Below are 24,113 nucleotides of genomic sequence, written 5' to 3' on the forward strand. Positions count from 1 at the left end.
TCAACGGATGGGGAGCGCCGGGCACACCCTGGCCACCGCGATCCCGCGGTCCGCGCGGCCGAGCCGGAACCGCACCTTGCCGTGCAGGATGGTGCCCGAGACCGCCTTGCCCGCCACCCGGTCCTCCCCGGGCAACAGGCTGAACGTCCAGTCACCACCGATCTCGCAGTCCGGAAGCGAAGCCCCGCTCTGCAGCACCCGCGCGCCCCAGAGCTGGCGCACCATCAGCGTGCGGGTATCGGTTCCGCGCACCGTGAACAGCGCAGGATCGGCCGCGCGGACCGTCTCGTCGCTGCCGAAGTGCGGACCGGCGGGGCCGAGCACGGTGGCGAACAGCGACCAGTCCCGGCCGGGTTCGGTGACCAGCCTGCCCGCGGGCAGTCGCGCGTCCACGAAGTCCGGCCCGGTGATCCCGGTCTGCCCGGCCCGCAGTTCCGGTTCCACCGCGGTCCGGGTGTCCAGCCGTGCCGGATCGGGCACCAGCAGCGCCCCGAACCGGACCTGTTCGGCACCGTGCTTGCTGGAAGAACCGTGCGCCCGGGCGAAATGCGCGCCCAGTTCCGCGATCGCGGCCGCCAGCTCCGAGCGGTCCCGTGCCGTGAAGGCCCGGTCCAGATAGGCCGCGTCGGGAACGGGAAGCCCGCGCCGTTCGAGCCCGGCCCGCAGTGCCGTGCTGGTGCACCACGCGGTCTCCGTGAGCCGGTCCAGCGCGGTGCTCATCCGCCGTACCGCGCGCGATACAGATCCCGCAGCAACGAGACCTCGGCGCCGTGGTGGATGACCTCCCGGTGGATGTGCAGCACCAGGGCGATCATCGGGAAGTCCGCGTGCCCCTCCTCGCCGCAGGGCTGCCACAGCGACGCCTCGTCGAGCCCGCGCACGCCCGCGATCCAGCCCGCGTACGTGGCGTCGAGCTGGCCGAGCGCTTCGGCGGCCGTGCCCGGATAGGCGTGGCTCGCGTAGTCCATCGGCGGTCCGCCGAAGTGACTGGCCACCCGCATACCGAACACGCCGACGATGAGGTGCGCCAGCCGCCAGGCGATGGTGGTGAACGGCGGCGGTTCGGGTTGCGGGAAGGTGAAGTCGACGCTGAATTCGCCGCTGCCGTTGGGTTGTTCGGCCTCGGCGCGCGGGCGGATGTTCCAGGAGCCGGGCACCGGCTCCCACAGGTATTCCGCATCGCTGAGGCCGTCCAGGCGCGGTCGCAGCTGGTTGTCCCAGTGCCAGGAGAGTTGCTCGGTGAGTGGTGTGCCCAGGTTCGGTTCCGTCATGTGCCGATGGTAGGAGCACCCACCGACAGATCCGGGCCGAGCGAAAATCGGTTCGCCCGCACCGAGCACCCGGTTAGCATGCGCGGCGATGGGATACGTGGATGTGCAGCAGATCGGTTACACCCTGCCCGATGGGCGGACCCTGCTCGACGGGGTGGGTTTCCGGGTGGGCGAGGGCGCCAAGGTGGCGCTGATCGGGGCGAACGGCGCGGGCAAGACCACGCTGCTGCGCATCGTCACCGGTGAGCTGAAACCGCATTCCGGTGCGGTGCAACGGGTCGGCGGGCTCGGCGTGATGCGGCAGTTCGTCGGCCGGATCCGGGACGAGACCACGGTGCGCGAGTTGCTGCTCAGTCTGGCCCCGCCCGCTCTGCGCGCGGCGGCCGCGGACCTGGAATCCGCGGAGCTGGCCATGATGCAGGATGAGGACGAGGCCACCCAGCTGCGCTATGCCCAGGCGATCGCGGACTACACCGACGCGGGCGGTTACCAGGCGGAGGTGGACTGGGACAGGGTGTGCGAGGCGGCGCTGTCGATCGGCTTCGAACGGGCCCGGTTCCGCCCGGTGCGCACGCTGTCCGGCGGGGAGCAGAAGCGGCTCGTGCTCGAGGCGCTGCTCGCCGGCCCGGACGAGGTGCTGCTGCTCGACGAGCCGGACAACTACCTGGACGTGCCCGCGAAGCGGTGGCTCGAACAGCGGCTGCTCGAGTCTCCGAAGACGGTGCTGTTCGTCTCGCACGACCGGGAACTGCTGGCGCGCGTGGCCTCCCGGGTCGTGACCCTGGAACTCGGCACCGGCGGGAACACGGCCTGGGTGCACGGTGGCGGATTCGCCGATTACGAACAGGCCCGCGCGGACCGCTTCGAACGGTTCGAGGAACTGCGCAGGCGCTGGGACGAGGAGCACGCGAAGCTCAAGGAACTGGTCACCATGCTCAAGAACAAGGCGACCTACAACGACACGATGGCCGGGCGCTATCAGGCCGCGCAGACCCGGCTGCGGAAGTTCGAGGAGGCGGGACCGCCGCAGGCGGTGCCGCGGGAGCAGCGGGTGCACATGCGGCTGCGCGGCGGACGGACCGGGAAACGCGCCGTGGTCTGCGCCGGGCTCGAACTCACCGGCCTGATGCGGCCCTTCGACGCGGAAGTGTTCTACGGGGAACGGGTCGCGGTGCTCGGTTCGAACGGTTCCGGTAAATCGCATTTCCTGCGCCTGCTCGCGCGCGGCGGCACCGATCCGGAACCCGAGCACCGCCCGGTCAGCGGGGTGGAGATCGCCGAGGTCGCGCACACCGGGCTGGCCAGGCTCGGTGCCAGGGTGCGGCCCGGCTGGTTCGCCCAGACCCACGAACACGGCGAGTTCCTCGGCCGGACCCTGCTGCACATCCTCGGCCACGGGGACGAGCATCGGGACGGGGTCCCGCGCGAGGAGGCGAGCAGGGCGCTGGCCCGCTACGAGCTCGCCGCGGCGGCGGGCAACGAGTTCGACACGCTCTCCGGTGGCCAGCAGGCGCGGTTCCAGATCCTGCTCCTGGAACTGGCCGGGGCGAACCTGTTACTGCTCGACGAACCGACCGACAACCTCGATCTCGTTTCCGCGCAGGCACTCCAGGACGGCCTGGAGCGGTTCGAGGGCACCGTGCTCGCGGTCACCCACGATCGCTGGTTCGCCCGCTCCTTCGACCGTTTCCTGGTGTTCGGCGCGGACGGCACGGTCACCGAATCGGACGGGCCGGTGTGGGAGCAGGAACGGGCGCGCCGGTAGCGGGCAGCCACGGGGTGCGCTCGCCCCAGCCCCAGGACGGCATCGGTTCGGCCATGTCCGGTTCCGCGCCCGGCCGGGAGAACAGCACGGCCATCCGGGTTCCCCACTCCAGATAGCCGAGGAACGCGGCGCGGAACTCGGGATCCGCGGGCAGACCGGTCTCGTCCGCCGCGTCCACGAGCAGATCGACCCAGCGCCGCCGCTGCTCCTCGGTGATCGCTTTCCCGAGGTGTTTGCCGAGCATGCCCGGGTGGCCGCCGCGCTCGGTGGAATACCGGTCCGGCCCGCCGAACACCTCGGCCAGCCAGAGAGCCACGAACCGCGGATGCTCGGCGGGCATGTCCGCGAAGACCGGGGCGAGCAGCTCGTCCGCGCCGACCCGGGCGTAGAACACCTCGCACAGCCTGGTCAGCGCATCCGTTCCGCCGACCCAGTCGAACAGGGTGGGGATCGCGCTGCCCCGGCCGGAAATGCCTGTCGGCACGTAGTGCCGCATTTCCTCGATCGCGTCCACGTAATCCCGGATCTCGGCGAAGAACGAACGGAATGCCGCGCTTCGCCGGAACGAATCGAGGTGATCCTCTTTCGAGGTCCAGGTGATGCGCAGAATGTAGCAGCACGCCTCCTCCGCGCAACGGGAAAGTTCGTAGTCCACACATTCCGGGGCGCCCGACAACGGTACCGAGGCGCGCCGGTAGGCCGCTTCGAACGCGGCCCCGGACCCGGACGCGATGCGATAACGAATGTATTCGGTGACCATGGAAAGCAGCCAAACACCTTGGCGGAAACCGAACAAGTACGTACCTTTTGGTGCGTGGGTAGAGAACGCACGCGCTACCACTGCCCGGTGGAGGTCGCGGTGGACGCCATCGGCGGCAAATGGGCGGTCGTGATCCTCGCCAGGCTCAAACAGGGCACCTGCCGCTACGGCGAACTGCGCAGGCAGGTCCCGGGGATCACGGAGAAGATGCTCACCGAACGGCTGCGCGAGCTCGAACGCAACGGGCTGGTCGTCCGCACCGCCGGGCGTGCGGGTGCGGTGACCACGATGAGCTACCGGCTCACCGAGGAGGCCGAGGAGCTCGGTCCCGCGCTGCAGGCGCTCTACGACTGGGGAACGCGCAGGGCGCAGCGGCGGCAGCTGGTGATCGAACCGGCCTGACCGGGGTGCGGCTGTCCGGGCCGGAGCTATTCGGGTGGGGCTATTCGGGCTGGGGCGTGTAGAACGCGGCGGTGCGCTCCGCGCGCGCCCGGGCGGTCTCCGGCTCGGTTCCCTCGGCGATGTCCGTCTCCGCCCAGGCATTGGCGCTCTCGTTGACGAACCGGATGCCGTCCGCCGAGCCCATCCATGCCTCGACGGCCTTGGGGTCCACGGCTTCCCCGGTGGACAGGTGCAGCACCAGCCCGATCAGGGCGGAGTCCCAGCCGACCCCGGTCGCGCCGGGACCGAACTGCTCCCAGAACTCGTTCGGGCCGTCCTCGATGTGCGCGATGTGGTCCAGCTCGAGCCTGGTGTGCTCCGCGGACTCGGCGTGCAGCCTCACCTCGATCCAGGTGACCTGCCCGCCGAACTCCCAGGTCGCGCCGAAGCTCTTGGGCGGATCGCAGCTTTCGATGGTGCCGCCCGCGTTTCCCTCGAGCTGGTACTTCCCGCCGAGCCGCAGTTCCCCGGACACCGGGAGGAACCAGCGGGGCAGCCGCTCGGGGTTGGTGCACGCGTCCCACACGTCCTCGAGCGTGGCGGGGTAGGACTGGCTGATGGTCTGCACGCGCGCCTGGCCCGCTTCCAGCACCCGGGTGCCGAGTTGCCGTCGTACGGTGCTGATCTGGTGGTCGACGTCGATCATGGGTTCTCCTGCTGTTTTCGTCGTTCTCGTTTTCCGCGCGCCAGTTCGGTGCCGAGCGCGTCCAACCGGGGCGCCCAGAACCGGCGGAACGGCCGCAGCCATTCGTCGATCTCCCGCAGCGGCTCGGTACCGACCGAGTAGAGCCGCCGCGTCCCCTCCGGGCGCACCGTCGCGAATCCGTTCTCGCGCAACACCTTGAGGTGCTGGGACACGGCGGGCTGGGAGATCCCGAACTCGGCGGTGACGACCTCGGTCACCATGCCCGAGGTCGCCTCGCCGTCCGCGAGCAGTTCCAGGATCCGCCGGCGCACCGGGTCGCCGAGCACATCGAAGGCGTGCACGAGGAGAACCTACCGTCTACGGCTTATATAAGTCAAGGCTTAGGCTTGATCCGCCTTGACCATGTCCGAGCACTTCTCACCGATGGCCATCGTGGTGATGCACGGGTTCACCGCGACCAGGAACGGCATCGCCGAGCCGTCCGCCACGCGCAGTCCGTCCACCCCGCGCACCCGCAGCCGCTCGTCCAGCGGGGCGTTCGGGTCCGAGGCCGGTCCCATGGGAACCGTGCAGGAGGGGTGGTAGACGGTGTTGTGCGTCTTGCGGATGTAGTCGGCGATCTCGTCGTCGGACTGGGTGTCCACGCCGGGGGCGAGTTCGGCCTTCGCCCATTCGGCCATCGGGGACTGGCTGACGATCTTGCGCGCGAGCCGTACGCCGTAGGTCATCACCCGCATGTCGTGCTCATCGGTGAAGTAGCGCGGATCCACCATGGGCTTGTCCCGGAAGTCCTTGGTGCGCAGGCGAACCGTGCCGATCGAACGGCTGCGCGTCACGTTCGGGGTGAGGCAGAAGCCGTTCTCGGTGCTCGGGTAACCGTGCCGGAGGGTGTTCATGTCGAAGGGCACCGAACCGTAGTGGAACATCAGGTCCGGGCGGTCCAGGCCCTCCTCGGTGGTGGTGAAGATGCCGATCTCCCACCACTGCTCGGACTCGGTGATCATCGGCTTGGTCGCCTCCCACTGCACCAGCCCCTCCGGGTGGTCCTGCAGGTTGGAACCGACACCGGGGGAGTCGGCGAGCACCTCGATGCCGTGCTCACGCAGGTGCGCGGCCGGTCCGATACCGGAGAGCATCAGCAGTTTGGGGGTGTCGATCGCCCCGGATGACACGATCACCTCGCGGCGCGCGGTGATCGTCTCGGTGTGCAGCTGGTCCGGGGCGAGCACATCCACCCCGGTGCACCGCTTGCCCTCGAAGCGCAGTTTCCTGGCCCGCCGCCCGGCGCGCAGTTCCAGATTCGGACGCTTACCCAGGATCGGGTGCAGATAGGAGACCGAGGCCGAGGCGCGGGTGCCGTCCTCGAAACAGTTGATCTGGAACCAGTTCGCCCCGTTGGTCACCGTGTTCCCGCTGTTGAACTCGGTGATCGGGATACCGGCCTGCTCGCAGGCCTGCAGCAGGGCGACCCCGGCCGGGTCCTTCGGCGGCACCGAACGCAGCCGCACCGGCCCGTCGTGGCCGTGGTGCTCGGCGGAGGAGTCGTTGTTCTCCAGGCGCTGATAGAGCGGGAACATCTCGCGCGAGCCCCAGCCGGGAAGGCCCAGGGACTCCCACTCGTCGAAATCCTCTTTGGGTGCCCAGAACGCGATCGCGGAGTTGTGCGAGGAGCAGCCGCCGAGCACCTTGGCGCGGGCGTGCCGCATGAAGGAGTTCCCGTTCTCCTGCGGTTCGATCGGGTAATCCCAGTCGAATCCGGATTCCAGCAGCGCCATCCAGTCGGTCAGGCGCAGCACCGCCGGAGTGTCCTCATCGGACGGTCCGGCCTCGATGAGGCATACCGAGACGTTCGGGTCCTCGGAAAGGCGGGCGGCGACGACGGATCCGGCGGTGCCACCGCCGACCACGACGTAATCGAACTCGGCCATGTTACTTTCCTTCCTTTTCAAGGTTTTCGTCCTCGACGGCGTCCGTGCCCGCCGCGTGTGCGGCGAGAATTCCGGTTTTGTGGCGCTGCACGAACCAGTAGTACGCGAAGCCGATGCCCGCGGCGCCGACCACGAAGATCACGGCCATCCACTGCAGATACCAGTGATACGGCGGGGAGGCGTTGTAGATCTCGTTGCGCGGCCAGGCGAGGTTGATCACCATGGCGATGCCCCACACCACGCCGAGCAGGTTCACGATGAACCCGAACTTGCCGAGCGAGAACCGGCCCGGTTCCCGTTTGCTCGACCAGCGACCGCGAATCCGCGCGATCAGCATCGGCACGGTCACCAGCAGATAGGAGATGTAGATCAGGATCACCGCGAGACTGGTGACCGCGGAGAAGATCTGCGGCTGCCCGACGTTGAGCACCAGGAGGGCGACCGCGAGCACGCCGATCACGACCGCGGGAACGATCGGGGTACCGAACTTATTGCTCACCGTGGCGAGTTTCGAGCCCGCGGGAAGCGCGTTGTCCCGCGCCATCGCGAAGGCCATCCGGATCGCCGCGGTGTGCACGGCGAGCACGCAGACGGTGATCGCGATGAACGAGGCCGCGAGGAACACTCGCCCGATCCACGGGCCGAGCGCGTCGGTGAGCACGTACTGCAGGCCGACCGAGCCCAGTTCCGGGGCGTTGATGTTGCGCACCGCCATGAGCGCGAACAGGATGATCAGCCCGCCGAGCACGAACGAGGCGATCAGCGAACGCAGGATCGCCTTCGGCGCGTTCTTGCGCGGATTCAGGGATTCCTCACCGAGCGAGGCCGCGGTGTCGAATCCGTACATCACGTAACTCGAGGCGATGATCGCGACCAGGAACGCGCCGAGATAACCGGAGGAGTACCCCGCTCCGGTGTTGTGCGTCTCGGTGACCACGCTCGGCCCGCGCACCGCCTGGAACAGCAGCAGCACGATCAGCAGCACCGCGGCGACCAGCTCGATGAACACGCCGGTGGAATTGATGCGTGCCATGAGTTTCACGCCGAACGCGTTCACCACGGTGGTGAACACGATCAGGATCGTGGCGAGCAGCACGCCGTTCGCCGAATCCTGGGTCGGGCTCGGATGCGTTCCGCCGATGATCTGGAATCCTTCCCAGATCTGCGGGAGCGTTTTCTGGTAGGCGAGTGCGGTCGCGGCGATCGAGACGATCGAGGCGAGCAGCATCATCCAACCGGCGAGCCAGCCGATGTGCGGATTCGCGAGTTTCTTCGTCCAGTTGTAGACCGAACCGGCAACGGCGTATTTCCCGGACAGTTCCGCGAAGCTCAGCGCGACCATCAACTGGCCGATGAACACGAGCGGCCAGCCCCACCAGTAGGCGGGCCCGCCCTGGGAAATGCCGAGATAGGACATCTGGAACGTCCCGGTGAGCACCGAGATGTAGGAGATGCCCGCGGCGAATGTGTGAAAACTTCCCAGCGTCCGCTTCAGCGAACTCGAATACCCGAATTCCCGCAGATCGCTGTCGTTCGTGGTGGTTTTCTCGACGGTCACGCCGGGCCTCCGGAGAACCAGTGACCGGGACCTGGTCGCAGATTGTGGTAGACGTGCTTGGTCTCGACGTATTCACCGAGCCCGCTCGGACCGAGTTCCCTGCCGATTCCGGACTGCTTGTAGCCACCCCATTCGGCCTGCGGGAGATACGGGTGGAAATCGTTGATCCAGATCGTGCCGTGCCGCAGCCGCCCGGCCACTCGCTGTGCCTTGTCGATGTCCGTGCTGAACACCCCGCCGGCCAGCCCGTAGATGGTGTCGTTCGCGATCCGCACCGCGTCGTCCTCATCGGTGAAGGTCTCCACGGTGAGCACCGGACCGAAGGATTCCTCGGTGACCGCATGCGATCCCTGCGCCACGTCATCGAGAATCGTCGGCAGGTAGTAGAAACCGTCGGCCAGCGCGGGATTCTCCGGGCGCGCGCCACCGGTGCGCAGTTTCGCGCCCTCGGCGATCGCGGCGGCCACGTAGTTCTCCACCTTTTCCCGGTGTGCCGCGGAAATCAGTGGGCCGGTCTCGGCCTGTTCGTCGAACGGGCCGCCGAGCCGGATCTGTTCGGCGCGCCGCACGAGTTCCTCGACGAACCGATCGTGCAGCGACTCCTGCACGATCAGCCGGGCACCGGCGGAGCACACCTGGCCGGAATGCAGGAACACCGCGGTGAGCGCGAAATCGATGGCGGTGTCGAAATCGGCGTCGGCGAACACGATGTTCGGGTTCTTGCCCCCGAGTTCGAGGGCGACCTTTTTCACCGTCGCCGCCGCGGAGGCCGCGATCACCCGCCCGGTGTGCAGCCCGCCGGTGAACGAGACCAGGTCCACATCCGGGTGGGAGGAAAGCGGCGCGCCCGCCTTGGCCCCGGAACCGAGCACCAGGTTGGCCACCCCGGCAGGCAGTCCCGCCTCGGTGAGCGTGCGCAGCAGCAGGATCGCGGTGTGCGGGGTGAGTTCGGAAGGCTTGAGCACGAAGGTGTTCCCGGCCGCGATCGCGGGCGCGACCTTCCAGGCGACCTGCAGCAGCGGGTAGTTCCACGGCGTGATCAGCCCGCACACGCCGACCGGTTCGTGCACGATCCGCGAGGCCACATCCGCGGAACCGGCGTCCACCACCCGGCCCGCGTCGTGTGCGGCGAGCGTGCCGAAGTACCGGAAACAGGCGACGATATCGGCCATGTCGTAGCGCGATTCCACGATGCGCTTCCCGGTGTCCAGGGACTCGGCGCGCGCGTATTCCTCGGTGTCCCGCTCGATCCCGTCGGCCACGCGCAGCAGCAGCGCACCGCGCTCCGCGGCCGGGGTGGCCGGCCATTCACCGGCGTCGAAAGTGCGCCGTGCCGCGGCGATGGCGGCCTCGGTGTCCCGCTCGTCTCCCTCATCGACCGTGGCGACGAGCGATCCGTCCGCGGGACAGCGGATCTCGCGTGTGGCGCCGCCGATTGCCGCGCGCCAGCTGCCATCGATGTGAAGTTCGGGCATGGAGTATTCCTTTCTCGTGCACAGACTCCGGGCGGAGTGCCGTTCTCGAGGCTGATTCTCAGCCGTTTCGCATCGTTGTTTTCGCGGTTTGAACTGCGGTTTCGTGGATTTGTTTCAACTGCCGTGTCTCGCGCGTACGGGCGCGGAAAATGGCGGTGACGAAGGCCGCGGCCCTGCGGCGGCCTCGGACGAAAGACGACGCGCGTATAGGCAGCTTTCAGTCGTCAAGGCGATAACTTCTTCCTGTTTCAGCGTGTCTGTTCGGACGGCGATCAGGTTGCGTACATTTGTACACTGCTTACGTACATATGTCCACAACGGCATTGGATATAGTCGGGAATTGTGCGGAATTATTGCGGTCGGTGATGAGGAGTTACCTGTAGTGACTGCTGAACGGGTGCAGGGTGGTGGGCGCCGTCGTGCCTACGATCCGGCACGGCGGGAGCGCATCGCCCGTGCGGCGATCGCGGTGATCGCCAAACACGGGGTCGCGGATCTGACCCACCGCAAGGTCGCGGCGGAGGCCGGAGTGCCGCTCGGGTCGACCACCTACCACTTCGCGACCCTGGACGATCTGCTCGAGCTCGCGCTGCTGCGGGCCACCCAGGACAACGTCGCCCAGGTCGAGCGCTGGGCGGCCGGGCTCGGCGGGTACCCCGACATCCCCAGCGCGCTCGCGGACCTGGTCCTCGAATCGGTGACCACCCAGCGCGACGAGACCATCGTGGGCTACGCGCTGTACACCGCGGCCCTGCACCGGCCGTCCCTGCGTTCGGCGAGCGAGGCCTGGGACGCGGAACTGACCCGGATCTTCGTCGGATGCACCGATGAGACCACCGGGCAACTGATCGCGGTGGCCGTGTGCGGCCTGCTGGTGCAGCTGAGCCTCAGCGAATCGGTGCCCTCGCGGGAATGGCTGCGTTCACTGTTCGCCAAGGCGCTGGCGTCCTGAACGCCGGCCGGTCCGGTTGCCGCATCGATAGCGTGCTCACATCCGGCGCGCCTGGTTGGTATCCCGGCTGGCGTCAGGGATTACGCTTGATCGCGACGTGAATTCCATTCGCCGGACGGGACGAGGTGAGCTGGCGGTGACCCTGCTGGAAACCGTGCACGGACCTGCTGACTTGAAGCGCATGACGCATGCCGAGCTGACGGTGCTCGCCCGCGAGATCCGGGAATTCCTCGTGGCGAAGGTGCCCGAGACCGGCGGGCACTTCGGGCCGAACCTCGGGGTCGTCGAGCTGACCATGGCGCTGCACCGGGTCTTCGATTCCCCGCACGACGCGATCCTCTACGACGTCGGGCACCAGTCGTACGTGCATAAGATCGTCACCGGCCGCTGGCAGGAGTTCGACTCGCTGCGCCAGCAGGGCGGCCTCTCCGGGTACCCCTCGCGGGCGGAGAGCGAACACGACTTCGTGGAGAACTCGCACGCGTCCACCGCGCTGTCCTACGCCGACGGGCTGGCCAGGTCGTTCCAGCTGCGCGGCAGCCGCAGGTACGCGGTGGCCGTCGTGGGGGACGGTGCCCTGACCGGCGGGATGTGCTGGGAGGCGCTGAACAACATCGCCGCGGACCCGAACCGTCCCGTGGTGATCGTGGTCAACGACAACGGCCGCTCCTACGCGCCGACCATCGGCGGGGTCGCCGATCACCTCGCCTCGCTGCGCCTGCAGCCCGGCTACGAACGGGCGCTCGAATCCGGGCGGCGCACCCTGCTGTCCACCCCGGTGTTCGGCAAGCCGGTCTATCAGGCGCTGCACGCGGCGAAGGCGGGCATCAAGGACGCGCTCGCCCCGCAGGCCATGTTCACCGATCTCGGCCTGAAGTACGTCGGCCCGGTCGACGGGCACGATCTGCACGCGGTCGAGGCCGGGCTCGCGCGGGCCAAGGCCTTCGGCGGGCCGGTGATCGTGCACGTGGTCACCCGCAAGGGCAATGGGTACGCCCCGGCCGAGGACGACGAGGCCGACCAGATGCACCAGGTCGGTCCCGCGGGCGGGGGCAAGAGCACCGGCCGCAGCTGGACCTCGCTGTTCGCCGATGCGCTGCACGAGGCGGGGCACCGGCGCCCGGACCTGGTGGCGATCACCGCGGCGATGATGGGCTCCACCGGCCTCTCCAAGTTCGCCGAGTCCTTCCCGCAGCGCTGCATCGACGTGGGCATCGCCGAACAGCACGCGATGACCTCGGCCGCGGGGCTCGCGATGGGTGGTATGCATCCGGTCGTCGCCCTCTACTCGACCTTCCTCAACCGCGCCTTCGATCAGCTGCTCATGGATGTCGCCCTGCACAAGCAGCCGGTGACCCTGATCCTCGACCGCGCGGGCATCACCGGTCCGGACGGAGCCTCGCACCACGGGATGTGGGACCTCTCGCTGCTCGGCATGATCCCCGGGATGCGGGTCGCCGCACCCCGTGACGCGGTCACCCTGGCCGAGGAGTTCGCCGAGGCGATCGAGATCTCGGACGGACCGGGTGCGCTGCGCCTGGTGCGCGGGACCGCGCCGGAATCGGTGCCCGCGGTGCGCCGCGTCGGCGGGGTGGACGTGCTGCGCGAGTCGGAGACGGCCGATGTGCTGCTCGTCGCGATCGGCGGATTCGGTGAGCTCGCCGTGCTCGCCGGGGAGCTGCTGGCCGCGCAGGGCATCGGGGTCACCGTGGTCGATCCGCGCTGGGTGCTCCCGGTTCCCGAGGCGCTCACCGAGCTCGCCGCCCGGCACACCTGCGTGGCCAGCGTCGAGGACAGCGGGCGGCACGGGGGCTTCGGTACGGCACTGGCCGCGGCACTGCGGGACGCGCGCGTCGAGGTGCCGCTGCTCGACCTCGCGATCCCGCAGCGGTTCCACGATCACGGTTCGCGTTCGGAGGTGCTCGCCGGGCTGGGCCTGACCGCCCAGGATGTGGCGCGCCAGATCACCGAGTGGTCCGCGGACCGCCTGGATTCCTGCCGAACAGCTGAATCGTCAGTAGAGCGCACCTAGAAGCTCCATGTCCTGCTACGCGGGGCCAGCGCGGCGCCTCGCTGCGAAGGCGCGCAATCACCATAGCTGCCGCTATGGCTCAATCCTCCGCCTTGCGATGCATCCACGCTGGGCACCCGCTCGCGACGGACGGGAGTTCCTAGGCACACTCTGAGAAAACCCTGATGACCTGCCCAGAAGGCGGCAATACACAGGGTGACTGTGGCACGGTGGAAACGTGCGGATTCTGGTAGTCGAGGATGAAGAAGCGCTCGCCGAGGCCATCGCCCGCGGGCTGCGCAGGGAAGGCATGGCCGTGGACGTCGCTACCGACGGTACGACCGGCAGCGAGAAGGCCAGTGTCACCCGCTACGACGTCGTGCTGCTCGATCGGGACCTGCCCGGCGTCTCCGGGGACGACATCTGCCGGGACATCGTCAACTCCGGCGCGCTGACCAGGGTGCTCATGCTCACCGCGAGCGGCTCGGTCACCGATCGGGTGGACGGGCTCTCCCTCGGCGCGGACGACTACCTGGCCAAGCCCTTCGCCTTCCCCGAGCTCGTCGCGCGGGTGCGCGCGCTCGGCAGGCGGGCGACCCCGGCGACTCCGCCCCTGCTCGCGGCCGGTGACCTGCGGCTGGATCCGGCCAAGCGGGCCGTCACGCGCAAGGGGGAACCGATCGAGCTGACCCGCAAGGAGTTCGGGGTGCTCGAGGTGCTGCTCTGCGCGGGCGGTTCGGTGGTGTCCAGCGAGGAGCTGCTGGAGCGGGTCTGGGACGAGAATGCCGACCCGTTCACCACCACTGTCCGGGTGACCGTGATGACGCTGCGCAAGAAGCTCGGCGAGCCGGGCATGATCGACACGGTGGTCGGCTCCGGATACCGGGTCGCCGAACCGGTACGGCAGGTTGAGTGAGCCGGTTGAGCCAATCTCCCCGGCTCGGTGGATTCGGGCTCCGGGCACGCCTGACCGTGCTCGCGACCGGCCTGGTGGCACTGGTCAGCCTGGTGCTGCTGTGGCTCGGCTGGATGCTCGCCGGGAACGTCATGCAGGCGGTGCCGCGGCTGCCGGACGGTGAGGTCGTCCAGGTCGACGGCTACGACGTCACCTCGGATCAGCTCGCGGCCGCGCTCGCCAGCCACGCACGCACCGAGGTGCTGCGGGACGGGGGAGTGGCGGTCGGCCTGGTCGTCATCGCGGCCGCGCTGCTGGCCTGGACCCTGACCGGCAGGCTGCTGCGCCCGCTGCACGAGGTGACCGCCACCGCGCGCACGCTCTCGGCGAGCTCGCTCGGGGAACGCATCCGGCTGGACGGCCCGCGCGACGAGGTGGCCGAGCTCGCGGACACCTTCGACGCGATGCTCGACCGCTTGCAGGCCACCTTCGACTCGCAGCAGCGCTTCGTCGCGAACGCCAGCCACGAACTGCGCACCCCGCTCTCGGTGATCCGCACCGAACTGGATGTCACACTCTCCGATCCGCAGGCGAACGCCGCCGAGCTGCGCCGGATGGCCGAGGTGGTGCGCGGCGCCTCGGACCGCTCCGAGCAGCTCGTCGAGGCGCTGCTGCTGCTCGCCCGCACCGACGGCACCGGGATCGCGGTGCGCGAACCGGTCGACATGGCCGTGCTCGTGGCGAGTGCCTGGCGCGCCGTGCAGGACATGGCCGCCGAACGGGAACTCGAGGTCGCGTTCGACACCCCGCCCGCCTCCACGGTCGGCGATCCCTCGCTGCTGGAACGCGTGGCGGGCAATCTGCTGGAGAACGCCATCCGGCACAACGTGGACCAGGGCTGGATCCGGGTGCGACTGGTGTCCGACGAGCACTGGACCGAGCTGCGGGTCGCCTCCTCCGGTCCGCCCATCGCCGCCGAAGAGGTCACCGCGCTGTTCGAGCCGTTCCGCAGGGCGGGGGTCGCCCGCACCGCACGCGGCGGTGCCGGTCTCGGGCTCTCGATCGTCCGCGCGATCGTGCAGGCGCACGGCGGGGAGGTCTCCGGGCGCCCGGTCGAGGGTGGTGGACTGGAAGTATTCGCTCGCCTGCCCGCGGCTCCCTAGCTAAAGTGCGCCCATGACTCGAACCGCCGTTGTGGTCGGTGCCGCGGGCGGGATCGGCTCGGCCTGTGTGCGCAGGCTGGCCGCCGACGGGTACCGCGTCGTCGCCGTAGACGCCGACGAACGGGTGCGCGAGCTTCCGGACTGCCGCCCGGTGCACGGGGACTGCACCGCGGCCGAGGTACTCGACGAGGCCTTCGCCGATCCGGTGGATGTGCTCGTGCACGGCGTCTATCACTGGGTGCGCGCCCCGCTGGAGGAGCTGCGCCGCGAGGACTGGCTGCGGGTACTCGACGTGGGCCTGCTCTCCGCCTGGGAGGCCGCGGTCCGGCTCGCCAAGGGCGGGCGCGCCGCCTCGATCGTGCTCATCGGCTCGGTCCAGGCCAATCGCGCGGTTGCCGGGGCGGCGCCCTACGCGGCTTCGAAGGCGGGTCTGGCCAGCCTGGCGCGGGCGGCAGCGGTGGAGTGGGGCCCGCGGGGGATCCGGTGCAATGTGGTCGAGCCGGGGGCCGTGGAGATCCCGGTGAGCGCCGAACACCTCGCCAAACCCGAGATCCGGGGACCCATGCTGGACGCGCAGCCGCTGCGCCGGTTGTGTGTGCCCGACGAGATCGCCGGGGTGGTCGCGTTCCTCGCCGGGAGCGATTCCGCCTTCGTCAACGGCGAGACGATCGCGGTCAACGGCGGCACCACGGCACTGCTCCCCGGCGAGCTCCCGAGGTACTCATGACCGAGTCGGTCCTGGTCGACTTCGTCTACTGCCATCCGGTCGGGCACGCCATCGAAGCGCTGCAGTACTGCCTCGGCTACAAGCGCGCCGATCCCCGGCGGCGGGTCGGTGTGGTGCTGAACGCCGACACCCCGGCCGAGCTCGCGCACTGGTGTGCGGACGTGGACGAGGTGTACACGGTGGACATCGACGTGTTCGAACCACCGGAGGCGGACGTGCTCGCGCACATCCCCCGGGACTGGGACTGGGTGTTCGACGATGCGCGCGGCCACCAGGAATGGCAGCGCGAGTTCTTTCCCGGGCTCGGGCGCTACTACGAGCTGGCGGGGGAGCATTTCCGCGCCCGCAGGCGGCACGGAGTGGTCGGCGACGGTTCGGCCGAATACCGGCCGGGGGAACGGTTGCGGATCGAACCGCCCGCGGCGGTCCCGGAATCCGGGGGAGTGCCGCAGATCGCCGTACTCCCCGCGGGCAGTGCGGAACGCTCGCTGTATCCCACGCTCGACTCCTGGGTGCGGATCCTGCGGGCGGTGCGCGCCCGGTTCGGCGAGGTGCGGCTGCGGGTACTCGGCAAGCTGACCGCCGACGGGCGCACCAGCACCGGCTTCGCCGCCGAGGAGTTCACCGCGCTGGCCGAACGGGTGGACGGGGTGCGGCTCGATCTCGATCTGCCGCTCGCCGAACAGCTCGCCCTGCTGCGCGGCTGCTCGATGCTGCTCTCCCCGCACACCGGTTTCGGGTTCACCGCGCTCGCGGTCGGCACCCCGTGGCTCGTGCTCGCCGGGAACCACTGGCCGGAGTACTACTTCAATCCCGGTGTCCCGTTCTATTCGGTGCTGCCCGATATCCGGCGGTTTCCCTGCTACCGGCCCATTCTCGGCGACGGCTCGCTGGAAAACCCGGAACCGGTCGAGGACGAGGGCCCGCGGTCACCGAGCATGTGCGCGGACCGGATTGAGAGCGATCTCGAGGAACTGCTCGACGCGGCCGGTCTGCTGCTCGCCGGGGAGCTCGACTTCGAGGCGGCGATGACCGGGCATTTCCGGCGGCTCTCCGCGCTCTACGTGGGCCGTCACGAGCGGATGTACTCCGTGGACGGCATCCACCTGAACTACTTGCCCGGCTGAACCGGAGCCGTTTCCCGCAGCGCAGCGGTGAGCACCCCGCCGGTGAGCTCGACCTGCCAGGGACGGGCCCCGCCCGCGCGCAGTGCCTCGGCGACGGTTTCGGTTTCCACCGGCCCGGGCGGCTGCCAGGACAGCCTGCGCACCAGATCGGGGAGCAGCAGATTCTCCACCGGGAGGGTGTGGCGTTCGGCGATCGAGTTCAGCGCCTCGCGCGCCGCGCTCAGCCGGGCCGCCGCGTCCGGATCGCGTTCGGCCCAGCGGTTGGTCGGCGGCGGGCCCTCGTGCTGCGGGGAGGAGTTCGGCAGCGAGGCGCCGTCGAGTTCCCGCGCCCGCTGCAGCGCCCCGCTCCACAGACTGGCATTGCGCCGCTGTGCCCGGCCACGGAACACCGGGAGCTTGATCAGTTCGCCCGCGTCCCGGGGATCCTCGGTCGCGGCCTGCACGATGGCGGAATCGGGCAGCACGCGGCCCGGCGCGATATCGCGCCGGGCGGCGAGCTGTTCGCGGGCGAGCCAGAGCTCACGGACCGCGGCGAGTTTGCGCGGCGAGCGGACCCGGTGGATACCGGAGGTCCGCCGCCACGGTTCCTGGCGCTGGGGGCGTGGTGGCGCCGTGCGAACCGCGTCGAACTCCTGGAGTGCCCACTCCAGTTTGCCCGCCGCGCGCAGCTGCTCCTCGAGTCGATCGCGCAGTTCGATGAGCAACTCCACGTCGAGTGCCGCGTAGACCAGCCAGTCCTTCGGCAGCGGCCGTCGTGACCAGTCCGCCGCCGAATGGCCCTTCTCCAGCTCGTAGCCGAGCAGGATGCGGACCATCGTGCCGAGGGCGACCCGTTCGTAGCCGGCCAGCCGTGCGGCCAGCTCCGTGTCGAACAGCCGGGCAGGCCGCATCCCGAGCTCGTCGAGGCACGGCAGGTCCTGGGATGCCGCGTGCAGCACCCATTCCGGACCGTCCAGTGCCTCGACGAGACCGTCGAGCTCACCGTCGAGTGCGACCGGATCGATGAGCAGGGTCGGTGTGCCCGTCCTGCGCAGCTGGATCAGGTACGCACGCTGTGAGTACCGGTACCCGGACGCCCGTTCGGTGTCCACCGCGATCGGACCCTCGCCTGCCTCGAGAGTGCGTACTCCGTCGGCGAGTGCGTCCGGATCGGCGATCACCTCGGGAACGCCGTGTTCCGGCTCAGTGAGCGGGGTCACCGCCTGCTGGTCGTGTTCTTCGGAAACTGCTCCCACGGTGTGCGACACTACGTCGCCGCGGTCGAGTGATGTGCTCGGACGCTCATTTCCCGGCGATACCCCCCATATTGGGGAACCGCCGGACGCCCTTACCTGATCACTCCGGCCCGCATGGCGAGCGCCACCATCTGCGCCCGGTCCCCGGTGCCGAGTTTCCTGCCGACCCGGGACAGATGCGACTTGACGGTGAGCGAGGAAAGGCTCAGCGTCTCGCCGATCTCCTTGTTCGACTGGCCGTCCGCGACGAGCTGGAGCACCTCCACCTCTCGGGTGGACAGTTCCCGTGTCGAGTGGTCCGCGCCGGCCACCCGAGACCCCGTGGCCAGCAGCGGAGCCACGGACGGATCCGCGTAGACCCCGCCGTCCAGCACCCGCCGCACCCCGTCCACGACGACGACCGCGGACGCCGACTTGAGCAGGTATGCCTGCGCACCGGCCTGGAAGGCCGAGCGGACGGCGTAGGGATCATCCGAGGAGGCCAGCACCACGATCCGTGGCCACGCCTGCGTACGCAGTTCGGTGACCAGTTCGATCCCGCTGCCGTCCGGCAGCCCGAGATCGAGGATCGCGAGGTCACACGGCCCGGTGGCCACGGCTCTCGCTCTTGCCTCGGCGACCGTGGCCGCCTCGTGCACCTCGCCGGCGCCCATAGTGGCGAGTCGTGCCGCGATGGCTTCCCGCAGCAGCGGGTGGTCATCGACAACGAGCACCGAGAATTGCTCTTCCCGCGGGTGCGGGACCAAATTGCTTGCCGGCAATGTGTTGCCGGCCGTCGTCGTGTTTCGGACGGCGTCGGGTAATCCGACGGCAGCCACGTCATACCTCCCTGGAGTCGGTCGTGCCCCCGACCGCACCGGGTCTTTCGGCCAACCAGCCGCGCCACTGATCGACCGAAAGTGGTGCCGATAGCGGAGAAGAGTAGCCCCCCAAGCGGCCTAATGACATGCGCCCGGGCCAATCTGTACGAAATAGTTTGAGTGAAGATGCCGGTAGATTCACACATTTGAGCGACAAATGTGTTTACCTGTAACGCGAGGAGCTTGGCTGACGACATGCCTCAATCAGCGATCGACAATTCGGTTCAGGCGGGGGAGAACGGCACCGGAAGTGAGGTGCTTCGCGTCACACCTCTGGTAGACGGACACAACGATCTGCCGTGGGCGCTGCGCGAAATGTTCGGTCCGGACGCGGCCACCCGGCTCGGCGAGCTCGACCTGGACACCGATCTGCGGCAGGCCCACCCCGAACTGCACACCGACCTGGTGCGCGCCGCCGAGGGCGGGCTCGGTGCCCAGTTCTGGTCGGTCTACGTGCCCTGCTCCTACACCGGCTCCAGCGCGGTGACCGCGGTGCTCCAGCAGATCGAGCTGGCGCACGCGATGGTCCGCCGGTACCCGGACCGGCTCGGCCTGGCCACCACGGCCGCCGAGGCGCGTGAGGTCTTCGCCTCCGGCAGGCTCGCCTCGCTGCTCGGTGCCGAGGGCGGGCACTGCATCGACGACTCGCTGACCGTGCTGCGCGCGCTCTACCGGCTCGGTGTGCGGTACATGACACTGACCCACAACGAGAACACCAACTGGGCCGATTCGGCCACCGACGAACCCGCGCACGGCGGGCTCACCGAGTTCGGCCGCCGGGTGGTCGCGGAGATGAACGCGCTCGGCATGCTCGTGGATCTCTCGCACGTCGCCGAGTCGACGATGCGGGCCGCACTCGAGGTGAGCTCCGCCCCGGTGATCTTCAGCCACTCCTGCGCCAAGGCGGTGACCGACTCGCCGCGCAACGTCCCGGACGACGTGCTGACCACCATGGCCGGGAACGGCGGGGTGTGCATGGTCAGCTTCGTGCCCGGGTTCGTCTCGAAGAAGATCGCCGCCTGGGACGAGCAGGTGCGCGCGGCGATGGACGCGGCCGGTGACCGCTACGTCGACCTCGGACGGCGCAGCGCGTTCATCGAGACCTGGGACGGCCCGCCGCGGCCCCAGGCCACGCTGGAGGACGTGCTCGAACACCTGGACCACGTGCGCGAGGTCGCCGGGATCGAGCACATCGGCCTCGGCGGAGACTACGACGGGGTCGCGGCCCAGCCGCGCGGGCTCGAGGACGTCACCGGCTACCGGTTGCTGTTCGACACGCTCGCCGAACGCGGCTGGTCGCGCACCGATCTCGGCAAGCTCGCCGGGGAGAACGCGCTGCGGGTGCTCGCCGACGCCGAGTCCACGGCGAGCCGCTGATGAGCGGGGACGCGCGCTGGATCCTCGACCCGGCAACCCGCGGCCCGGTGCCCGAACCCGATCTGGTGCTCGGCTACGGGCCGGGGCCGGAACGGGTGGCCGAGGTGCGCCTGCCAGAGGGGAGCGGACCGGCCCCGCTCGTGCTGGTGCTGCACGGCGGCTACTGGCGGGCCAAGCACGACCGCGGCTACCTGGGGTCGCTGTGCGCCGAACTGACCGCCCGCGGATACCTCACCGCGAACGTGGAGTACCACCGCAGCGGTCAGCCCGGCGGTGGCTGGCCGGGGACCGCCGAGGACGTGCGCGCGGCCGTGCACGCCCTGCCCGCCCGGATCGCGGAGGCGGCACCGGGGCGGAGCGGTGACACGGTGCTGCTCGGGCATTCCGCGGGCGGGCACCTCGCGCTGCTCACCGCGCACGAGGGGATCACCGGGATCCTCGCCCTTGCCGCGGTCAGCGATCTCGCCGAGACCGCGCGGCAGCGGCTGGACGAGGGCGCGGCACAGGAGTTCATGGGCGGTGAGCCCGCGGAGCTGCCCGAGGCGTACGCGGCGGCCGATCCGCTGCGTCAAGGTCCGCCCGCGGCCCGCACCGTGCTGGTGCACGGGGATGCCGACGATCGGGTACCGCACGAGTTCAGCGTGCGCTATGCCGAGCGGTTCGGTGCGCGGCTGCACACCGTGCCCGGGGCGGACCATTTCGACCTCGTCGCGCCCGGTTCGCCCGGGTTCGCCGCGGTACTCGAAGCGCTGCCGGAGCTGACGGGCTGAGCGAGGTTCAGCGGCTGCCGTCGCGCTGGGAGAGCATCGAGATCCCGACCGGCGGCAGCCCGACCGCGCTCGCCAGCAGGCCGCAGAACGCCTCGGTGTGCGCGGCCAGATCGGTGCCGAGCGGGGTCCAGGAGGCTCGCACCTCGAGATCGCAGGCGTGCTCCGGGCCCGCGATGTCGCCGAAGCGCGCCGAGGTGGTCTGGGTGACGGTTCCGCCGAGTGCGGTGAACGAGGCACCGCACTGTTCGAGGCCCTCGGTGAGCCAGGACCAGCCGACCTCGGGCAGCAGCGGATCGGCGGCGAGCTCGCTGTCCACGTCCGCGCGCAGGAAACCGACCAGGCGCAGCACCCCGTCCCAGGACTCCTGGCCGTCCGGATCGTGCAGCAGGATCAGCCGCGCGGTCGCCGCGTCCTCCTCGTCCTCACCCGGACCGTCGATCTCGCAGCCGATGCCGAAGGCGTAGGGCGCGAGCCGCTGCGGCGCCTTGATCCGCTTCAGGCTGATCTCGGCGCGCGGCTTGTAGGACACCAGCGAACGGACCGCCTCGAGGAACATCGGCGGCCCCTGCAGTCCTGTGCGATCCGAACCCCCGTCCGGCGCGGTGAACGCCTCGCCGTTGCCGGTCTCGGTACCAGTGGTAGTCGGAGTCACGTCCGGCACTGTAAGCCCGAGCACCGACTCTTACCGGCTAGGCGCGCCGATCGGCGGTGGTGGGAGGATGAGCTCACCGAGACCGAGATTGGGGACGCTGTGCCGAACAACCGCCGTGACCTGGCCGAAGCTCCGTTCCTGCGCGCGGCGCGCGGGGAACGCCCGGAACGGACACCGGTGTGGTTCATGCGCCAGGCTGGGCGATCCCTCCCCGAGTACCACGAGGTGCGCGCCGGCGCCCCCATGCTGCAGTCCTGCCTGACCCCGGATGTGGCGCGCGAGATCACCATGCAGCCGGTGCGCAGGCACGGGGTGGACGCGGCGGTGCTGTACTCGGACATCATGGTCCCGCTGTACGCGGCGGGGATCGAGCTGGAGATCACTCCCGGGGTGGGGCCGGTGATCGCCGAACCGGTGCGCACCCGCGCGGACGTGGAACGGCTGCCCGAGCTCGATCCCGCGGCGCTGGCCCCGATCGCCGAGGCGGTCCGGCTGCTGACCGGCGAACTGGGCGAGGTGCCGCTGATCGGCTTCGCCGGTGCCCCGTTCACCCTGGCCTCCTACCTGGTCGAGGGGGCGCCGAGCAAGACATACGAGCGCACCAAGGCGATGATGCTCGGTGACCCGGAGACCTGGAATCTGCTCGCGGCCAAGCTGGCCCGGATGACGAGCACCTTCCTGCGTGTGCAGGCCGAGGCGGGGGTGGACGCGGTCCAGGTGTTCGACTCCTGGGCGGGCGCCCTTCCCGAGCGGGAGTACCGGGAGTCCGTGCTCCCGCACACCCGGGCGGTGTTCGACAGCATCGGCGAGTTCGGGGTGCCGCGCATCCACTTCGGCGTGGGCACCGGGGAGCTGCTGCCCGCGATGGCCGAGGCCGGGGTGGACGTGGTCGGGGTCGACTGGCGGATCCCGCTGGACGAGGCGGCGGCCCGGTTGCGTGCCGCCGGGATCGAGAACCCGGTCGTGCAGGGCAACCTGGACCCGACGGTGCTGTTCGCCGGGGAACAGGTCGTGGAGCGGGAGACCGCGCGGGTGCTCGCCGAGGGCAAGGCGGCCGCGGGGCACATCTTCAACCTGGGGCACGGGGTGCTGCCGAACACCGATCCCGCGGAACTGACCAGGCTCGTGGACCTGGTGCACCGCTCGTGAGGTTCGCGGTCGTCGGAGCGGGGATCACCGGACTGGTCGCGGCGCACCGGCTGCGTGCGGCGGGCGCCACGGTGACCGTGTACGAGTCGAGCGAGCGGATCGGCGGCAAACTGCGCACGGCCGCGCTCGAGGCTGCGACGCCGGGAAGTTCGACGCCGGGCGACTCGGCACTCGATCTGGGTGCGGAGTCCTTCCTCGCCCGCCGTCCCGAAGCGGTCCGGCTCGCCGGGGAACTCGGCCTCGAGGTGGTGCACCCGGGCCCGGCGCGCGCGGTGATCCGGGCGGGCGGAGCGGAGCATCCGATCCCGGCGGGCACCGTGATGGGGGTGCCGGCCACCAGGGAAGCGGTGCGCGAGATCGTCGAGCTCACCGAGGAACCGGCGGAACCGGCCGCGATCGGCCCGCAGACCACGGTCGGCGGGCTGCTGCGCGCGCGGCTCGGGGATCAGGTCGTGGACCGGCTGGTGGATCCGCTGCTGGCCGGGGTGTACGCGGGACGGGCGGACGCGCTGGGGCTGCGCGCCACCATGCCCGGGCTCGCGGAGGCGATCGAGCAGCACGGCTCGGTGCTGGCCGCCGCGGCCGCGCTGCTCCCGGCGAACCCGTCCTCGGCCCCGGTGTTCGGCGCCGTGCGCGGCGGCTACCGGGCGCTGACCGAGGCGCTGGACCGGGATGTGCGCACCGGTACGACCGTGCATGCCCTGTCCCGCAACAGAAGCGGCTGGCGGCTCGGGATAGGGGGGCATGGCTCGGCCGAGTACGCCGAGGCGGACGGGGTGGTGCTCGCGGTGCCCGCGCCCGCGGCGGCGAAACTGCTCGCCGAGGTCGCTCCGGAGGCGGCGCGCGGCTATGCCGGGATCGAGCTCGCCTCCATGGCCGTACTGGGTTTCGCCTATCCGGAGACGGTCCCGCTGCCCGAACGGTCCGGGATCCTGCTCGCTTCCGGTGAACGGCGCGCCGACGGGACCCCGTTCACCGCCAAGGCCGTCACCTTCTCCTCGCGCAAATGGCCGCACCTGCCACCCGGACTGCTGCGTGCCTCGGTCGGCCGGTTCGGCGAGGAGGAGCTCCTGCGCGGAACCGACGGCACGCTGATCGAGGCGGTGCGCGCCGATCTGGCCGAGCTGACCGGGATCACCGCGGAACCGGCCGCGGTGCGGGTGCAGCGCTGGGGCGGGGGACTGCCCCAGTACGGGCCCGGCCACCTGGAACGCGTGCAGCGCATCGAGGCCGCCGTGGCCGCGGTACCCGGTCTCGCGGTGGCCGGGGCCACATTGCACGGCGTTGGCGTACCTGCGTGCATCGCCACAGCCGACGCGGCTGCGCAACGCCTGCTCGCGGTGGGATGATC

The 24,113-nt window shown here is 69.9% G+C and carries 23 protein-coding genes; 12 read left to right on the forward strand and 11 right to left on the reverse strand.

What is annotated here, in order from left to right:
* Both AD72_RS21205 and AD72_RS21210 read right to left on the reverse strand, forming a co-directional pair.
* Positions 1-720 (reverse strand): hypothetical protein, encoded by a 720-nt coding sequence (locus AD72_RS21205; protein ID WP_031468286.1) that lies wholly within the window; start codon positions 718-720, stop codon positions 1-3.
* Entirely contained in the window at positions 717-1,271 is a 555-nt protein-coding gene (locus tag AD72_RS21210; protein ID WP_031468287.1) for a DinB family protein, read from the reverse strand. The genes AD72_RS21205 and AD72_RS21210 overlap by 4 nt, the downstream gene beginning before the upstream one ends.
* Positions 1,272-1,359: 88 nt before the next feature.
* Between AD72_RS21210 and AD72_RS21215 the strand changes: the two genes are divergently transcribed.
* A complete protein-coding gene (locus AD72_RS21215) occupies positions 1,360-3,036 on the forward strand; it encodes an ABC-F family ATP-binding cassette domain-containing protein (protein WP_031468288.1) in 1,677 nt (558 codons plus the stop codon).
* On the opposite strand, the gene AD72_RS21220 is transcribed toward AD72_RS21215, so the two are convergent.
* Positions 2,987-3,796, reverse strand: coding sequence for a group II truncated hemoglobin (locus AD72_RS21220; RefSeq protein WP_037346801.1), 810 nt, complete (start codon positions 3,794-3,796; stop codon positions 2,987-2,989). The two genes, AD72_RS21215 and AD72_RS21220, sit on opposite strands and share 50 nt — an antisense overlap.
* Positions 3,797-3,850: 54 nt before the next feature.
* Between AD72_RS21220 and AD72_RS21225 the strand changes: the two genes are divergently transcribed.
* The gene (locus tag AD72_RS21225; protein ID WP_037346805.1) at positions 3,851-4,198 is read left to right on the forward strand and encodes a winged helix-turn-helix transcriptional regulator; all 348 of its coding nucleotides are present in this window, start codon (positions 3,851-3,853) and stop codon (positions 4,196-4,198) included.
* Positions 4,199-4,238: 40 nt separating this feature from the next.
* Here the strand turns inward: AD72_RS21225 and AD72_RS21230 are convergent, their stop codons facing one another.
* From AD72_RS21230 to AD72_RS21250, 5 genes are read right to left on the reverse strand one after another with little or no spacing between them, the layout of a single operon-like run.
* Positions 4,239-4,883: an SRPBCC family protein gene (locus AD72_RS21230; protein WP_031468291.1), complete on the reverse strand. Its 645-nt coding sequence runs from the start codon at positions 4,881-4,883 to the stop codon at positions 4,239-4,241.
* On the reverse strand, positions 4,880-5,224 hold the full coding sequence (locus AD72_RS21235) for an ArsR/SmtB family transcription factor (protein ID WP_031468292.1): 345 nt from the start codon (positions 5,222-5,224) through the stop codon (positions 4,880-4,882). Before AD72_RS21235 ends, AD72_RS21230 begins: the two co-directional genes overlap by 4 nt.
* 39 nt (positions 5,225-5,263) lie before the next feature.
* Positions 5,264-6,811: a GMC family oxidoreductase gene (locus AD72_RS21240; RefSeq protein WP_031468293.1), complete on the reverse strand. Its 1,548-nt coding sequence runs from the start codon at positions 6,809-6,811 to the stop codon at positions 5,264-5,266.
* Between the two features lies 1 nt (position 6,812).
* Entirely contained in the window at positions 6,813-8,369 is a 1,557-nt protein-coding gene (locus AD72_RS21245; protein WP_031468294.1) for an APC family permease, read from the reverse strand.
* Entirely contained in the window at positions 8,366-9,844 is a 1,479-nt protein-coding gene (locus AD72_RS21250) for an aldehyde dehydrogenase family protein (protein ID WP_031468295.1), read from the reverse strand. Before AD72_RS21250 ends, AD72_RS21245 begins: the two co-directional genes overlap by 4 nt.
* Positions 9,845-10,226: 382 nt before the next feature.
* On the opposite strand from AD72_RS21250, the gene AD72_RS21255 reads away from it, so the two are divergent.
* The 6 genes from AD72_RS21255 (at position 10,227) to AD72_RS21280 (ending at position 16,719) form a co-directional block, all read left to right on the forward strand.
* On the forward strand, positions 10,227-10,796 hold the full coding sequence (locus AD72_RS21255; RefSeq protein ID WP_051898845.1) for a TetR/AcrR family transcriptional regulator: 570 nt from the start codon (positions 10,227-10,229) through the stop codon (positions 10,794-10,796).
* Positions 10,797-10,932: 136 nt separating this feature from the next.
* Positions 10,933-12,828 carry a 1-deoxy-D-xylulose-5-phosphate synthase gene (dxs, locus tag AD72_RS21260; RefSeq protein ID WP_031468297.1) on the forward strand — a complete coding sequence of 632 codons (1,896 nt, stop codon included), beginning with the start codon at positions 10,933-10,935 and terminating at the stop codon, positions 12,826-12,828.
* A gap of 217 nt (positions 12,829-13,045) precedes the next feature.
* On the forward strand, positions 13,046-13,723 hold the full coding sequence (locus AD72_RS21265) for a response regulator transcription factor (protein WP_031468298.1): 678 nt from the start codon (positions 13,046-13,048) through the stop codon (positions 13,721-13,723).
* A gap of 5 nt (positions 13,724-13,728) precedes the next feature.
* The gene (locus tag AD72_RS21270) at positions 13,729-14,865 is read left to right on the forward strand and encodes a sensor histidine kinase (protein WP_031468299.1); all 1,137 of its coding nucleotides are present in this window, start codon (positions 13,729-13,731) and stop codon (positions 14,863-14,865) included.
* A gap of 13 nt (positions 14,866-14,878) precedes the next feature.
* Positions 14,879-15,592 carry an SDR family NAD(P)-dependent oxidoreductase gene (locus tag AD72_RS21275; protein ID WP_031468300.1) on the forward strand — a complete coding sequence of 238 codons (714 nt, stop codon included), beginning with the start codon at positions 14,879-14,881 and terminating at the stop codon, positions 15,590-15,592.
* Positions 15,589-16,719, forward strand: coding sequence for a glycosyltransferase family 9 protein (locus AD72_RS21280; protein ID WP_031468301.1), 1,131 nt, complete (start codon positions 15,589-15,591; stop codon positions 16,717-16,719). The genes AD72_RS21275 and AD72_RS21280 overlap by 4 nt, the downstream gene beginning before the upstream one ends.
* Here the strand turns inward: AD72_RS21280 and AD72_RS21285 are convergent.
* Complete coding sequence (locus tag AD72_RS21285; protein ID WP_051898854.1) at positions 16,704-17,954, reverse strand: HRDC domain-containing protein; 1,251 nt, start codon at positions 17,952-17,954, stop codon at positions 16,704-16,706. The two genes, AD72_RS21280 and AD72_RS21285, sit on opposite strands and share 16 nt — an antisense overlap.
* A 92-nt stretch (positions 17,955-18,046) precedes the next feature.
* Positions 18,047-18,715, reverse strand: coding sequence for a response regulator transcription factor (locus AD72_RS21290; protein ID WP_197285036.1), 669 nt, complete (start codon positions 18,713-18,715; stop codon positions 18,047-18,049).
* A 294-nt stretch (positions 18,716-19,009) separates the two neighbouring features.
* Here AD72_RS21290 and AD72_RS21295 point away from each other — a divergent pair, with 294 nt between their 5' ends.
* Both AD72_RS21295 and AD72_RS21300 read left to right on the forward strand, forming a co-directional pair.
* Positions 19,010-20,191: a dipeptidase gene (locus AD72_RS21295; protein ID WP_051898847.1), complete on the forward strand. Its 1,182-nt coding sequence runs from the start codon at positions 19,010-19,012 to the stop codon at positions 20,189-20,191.
* Positions 20,191-20,961, forward strand: coding sequence for an alpha/beta hydrolase family protein (locus AD72_RS21300; RefSeq protein WP_031468304.1), 771 nt, complete (start codon positions 20,191-20,193; stop codon positions 20,959-20,961). The genes AD72_RS21295 and AD72_RS21300 overlap by 1 nt, the downstream gene beginning before the upstream one ends.
* 7 nt (positions 20,962-20,968) lie before the next feature.
* Here AD72_RS21300 and AD72_RS21305 read toward each other — a convergent pair whose 3' ends face one another.
* Positions 20,969-21,517 (reverse strand): DUF3000 domain-containing protein, encoded by a 549-nt coding sequence (locus AD72_RS21305; protein ID WP_031468305.1) that lies wholly within the window; start codon positions 21,515-21,517, stop codon positions 20,969-20,971.
* Positions 21,518-21,712: 195 nt separating this feature from the next.
* Between AD72_RS21305 and hemE the strand changes: the two genes are divergently transcribed.
* Both hemE and hemG read left to right on the forward strand, forming a co-directional pair.
* Positions 21,713-22,762, forward strand: coding sequence for a uroporphyrinogen decarboxylase (gene hemE / locus AD72_RS21310; protein WP_031468306.1), 1,050 nt, complete (start codon positions 21,713-21,715; stop codon positions 22,760-22,762).
* A complete protein-coding gene (gene hemG / locus AD72_RS21315) occupies positions 22,759-24,111 on the forward strand; it encodes a protoporphyrinogen oxidase (RefSeq protein WP_031468307.1) in 1,353 nt (450 codons plus the stop codon). The genes hemE and hemG overlap by 4 nt, the downstream gene beginning before the upstream one ends.
* Positions 24,112-24,113 lie beyond the last annotated feature (2 nt).

The organism is Sciscionella sediminilitoris, from assembly GCF_000737195.2.
In the GTDB taxonomy this organism is placed as follows: domain Bacteria; phylum Actinomycetota; class Actinomycetes; order Mycobacteriales; family Pseudonocardiaceae; genus Sciscionella; species Sciscionella sediminilitoris.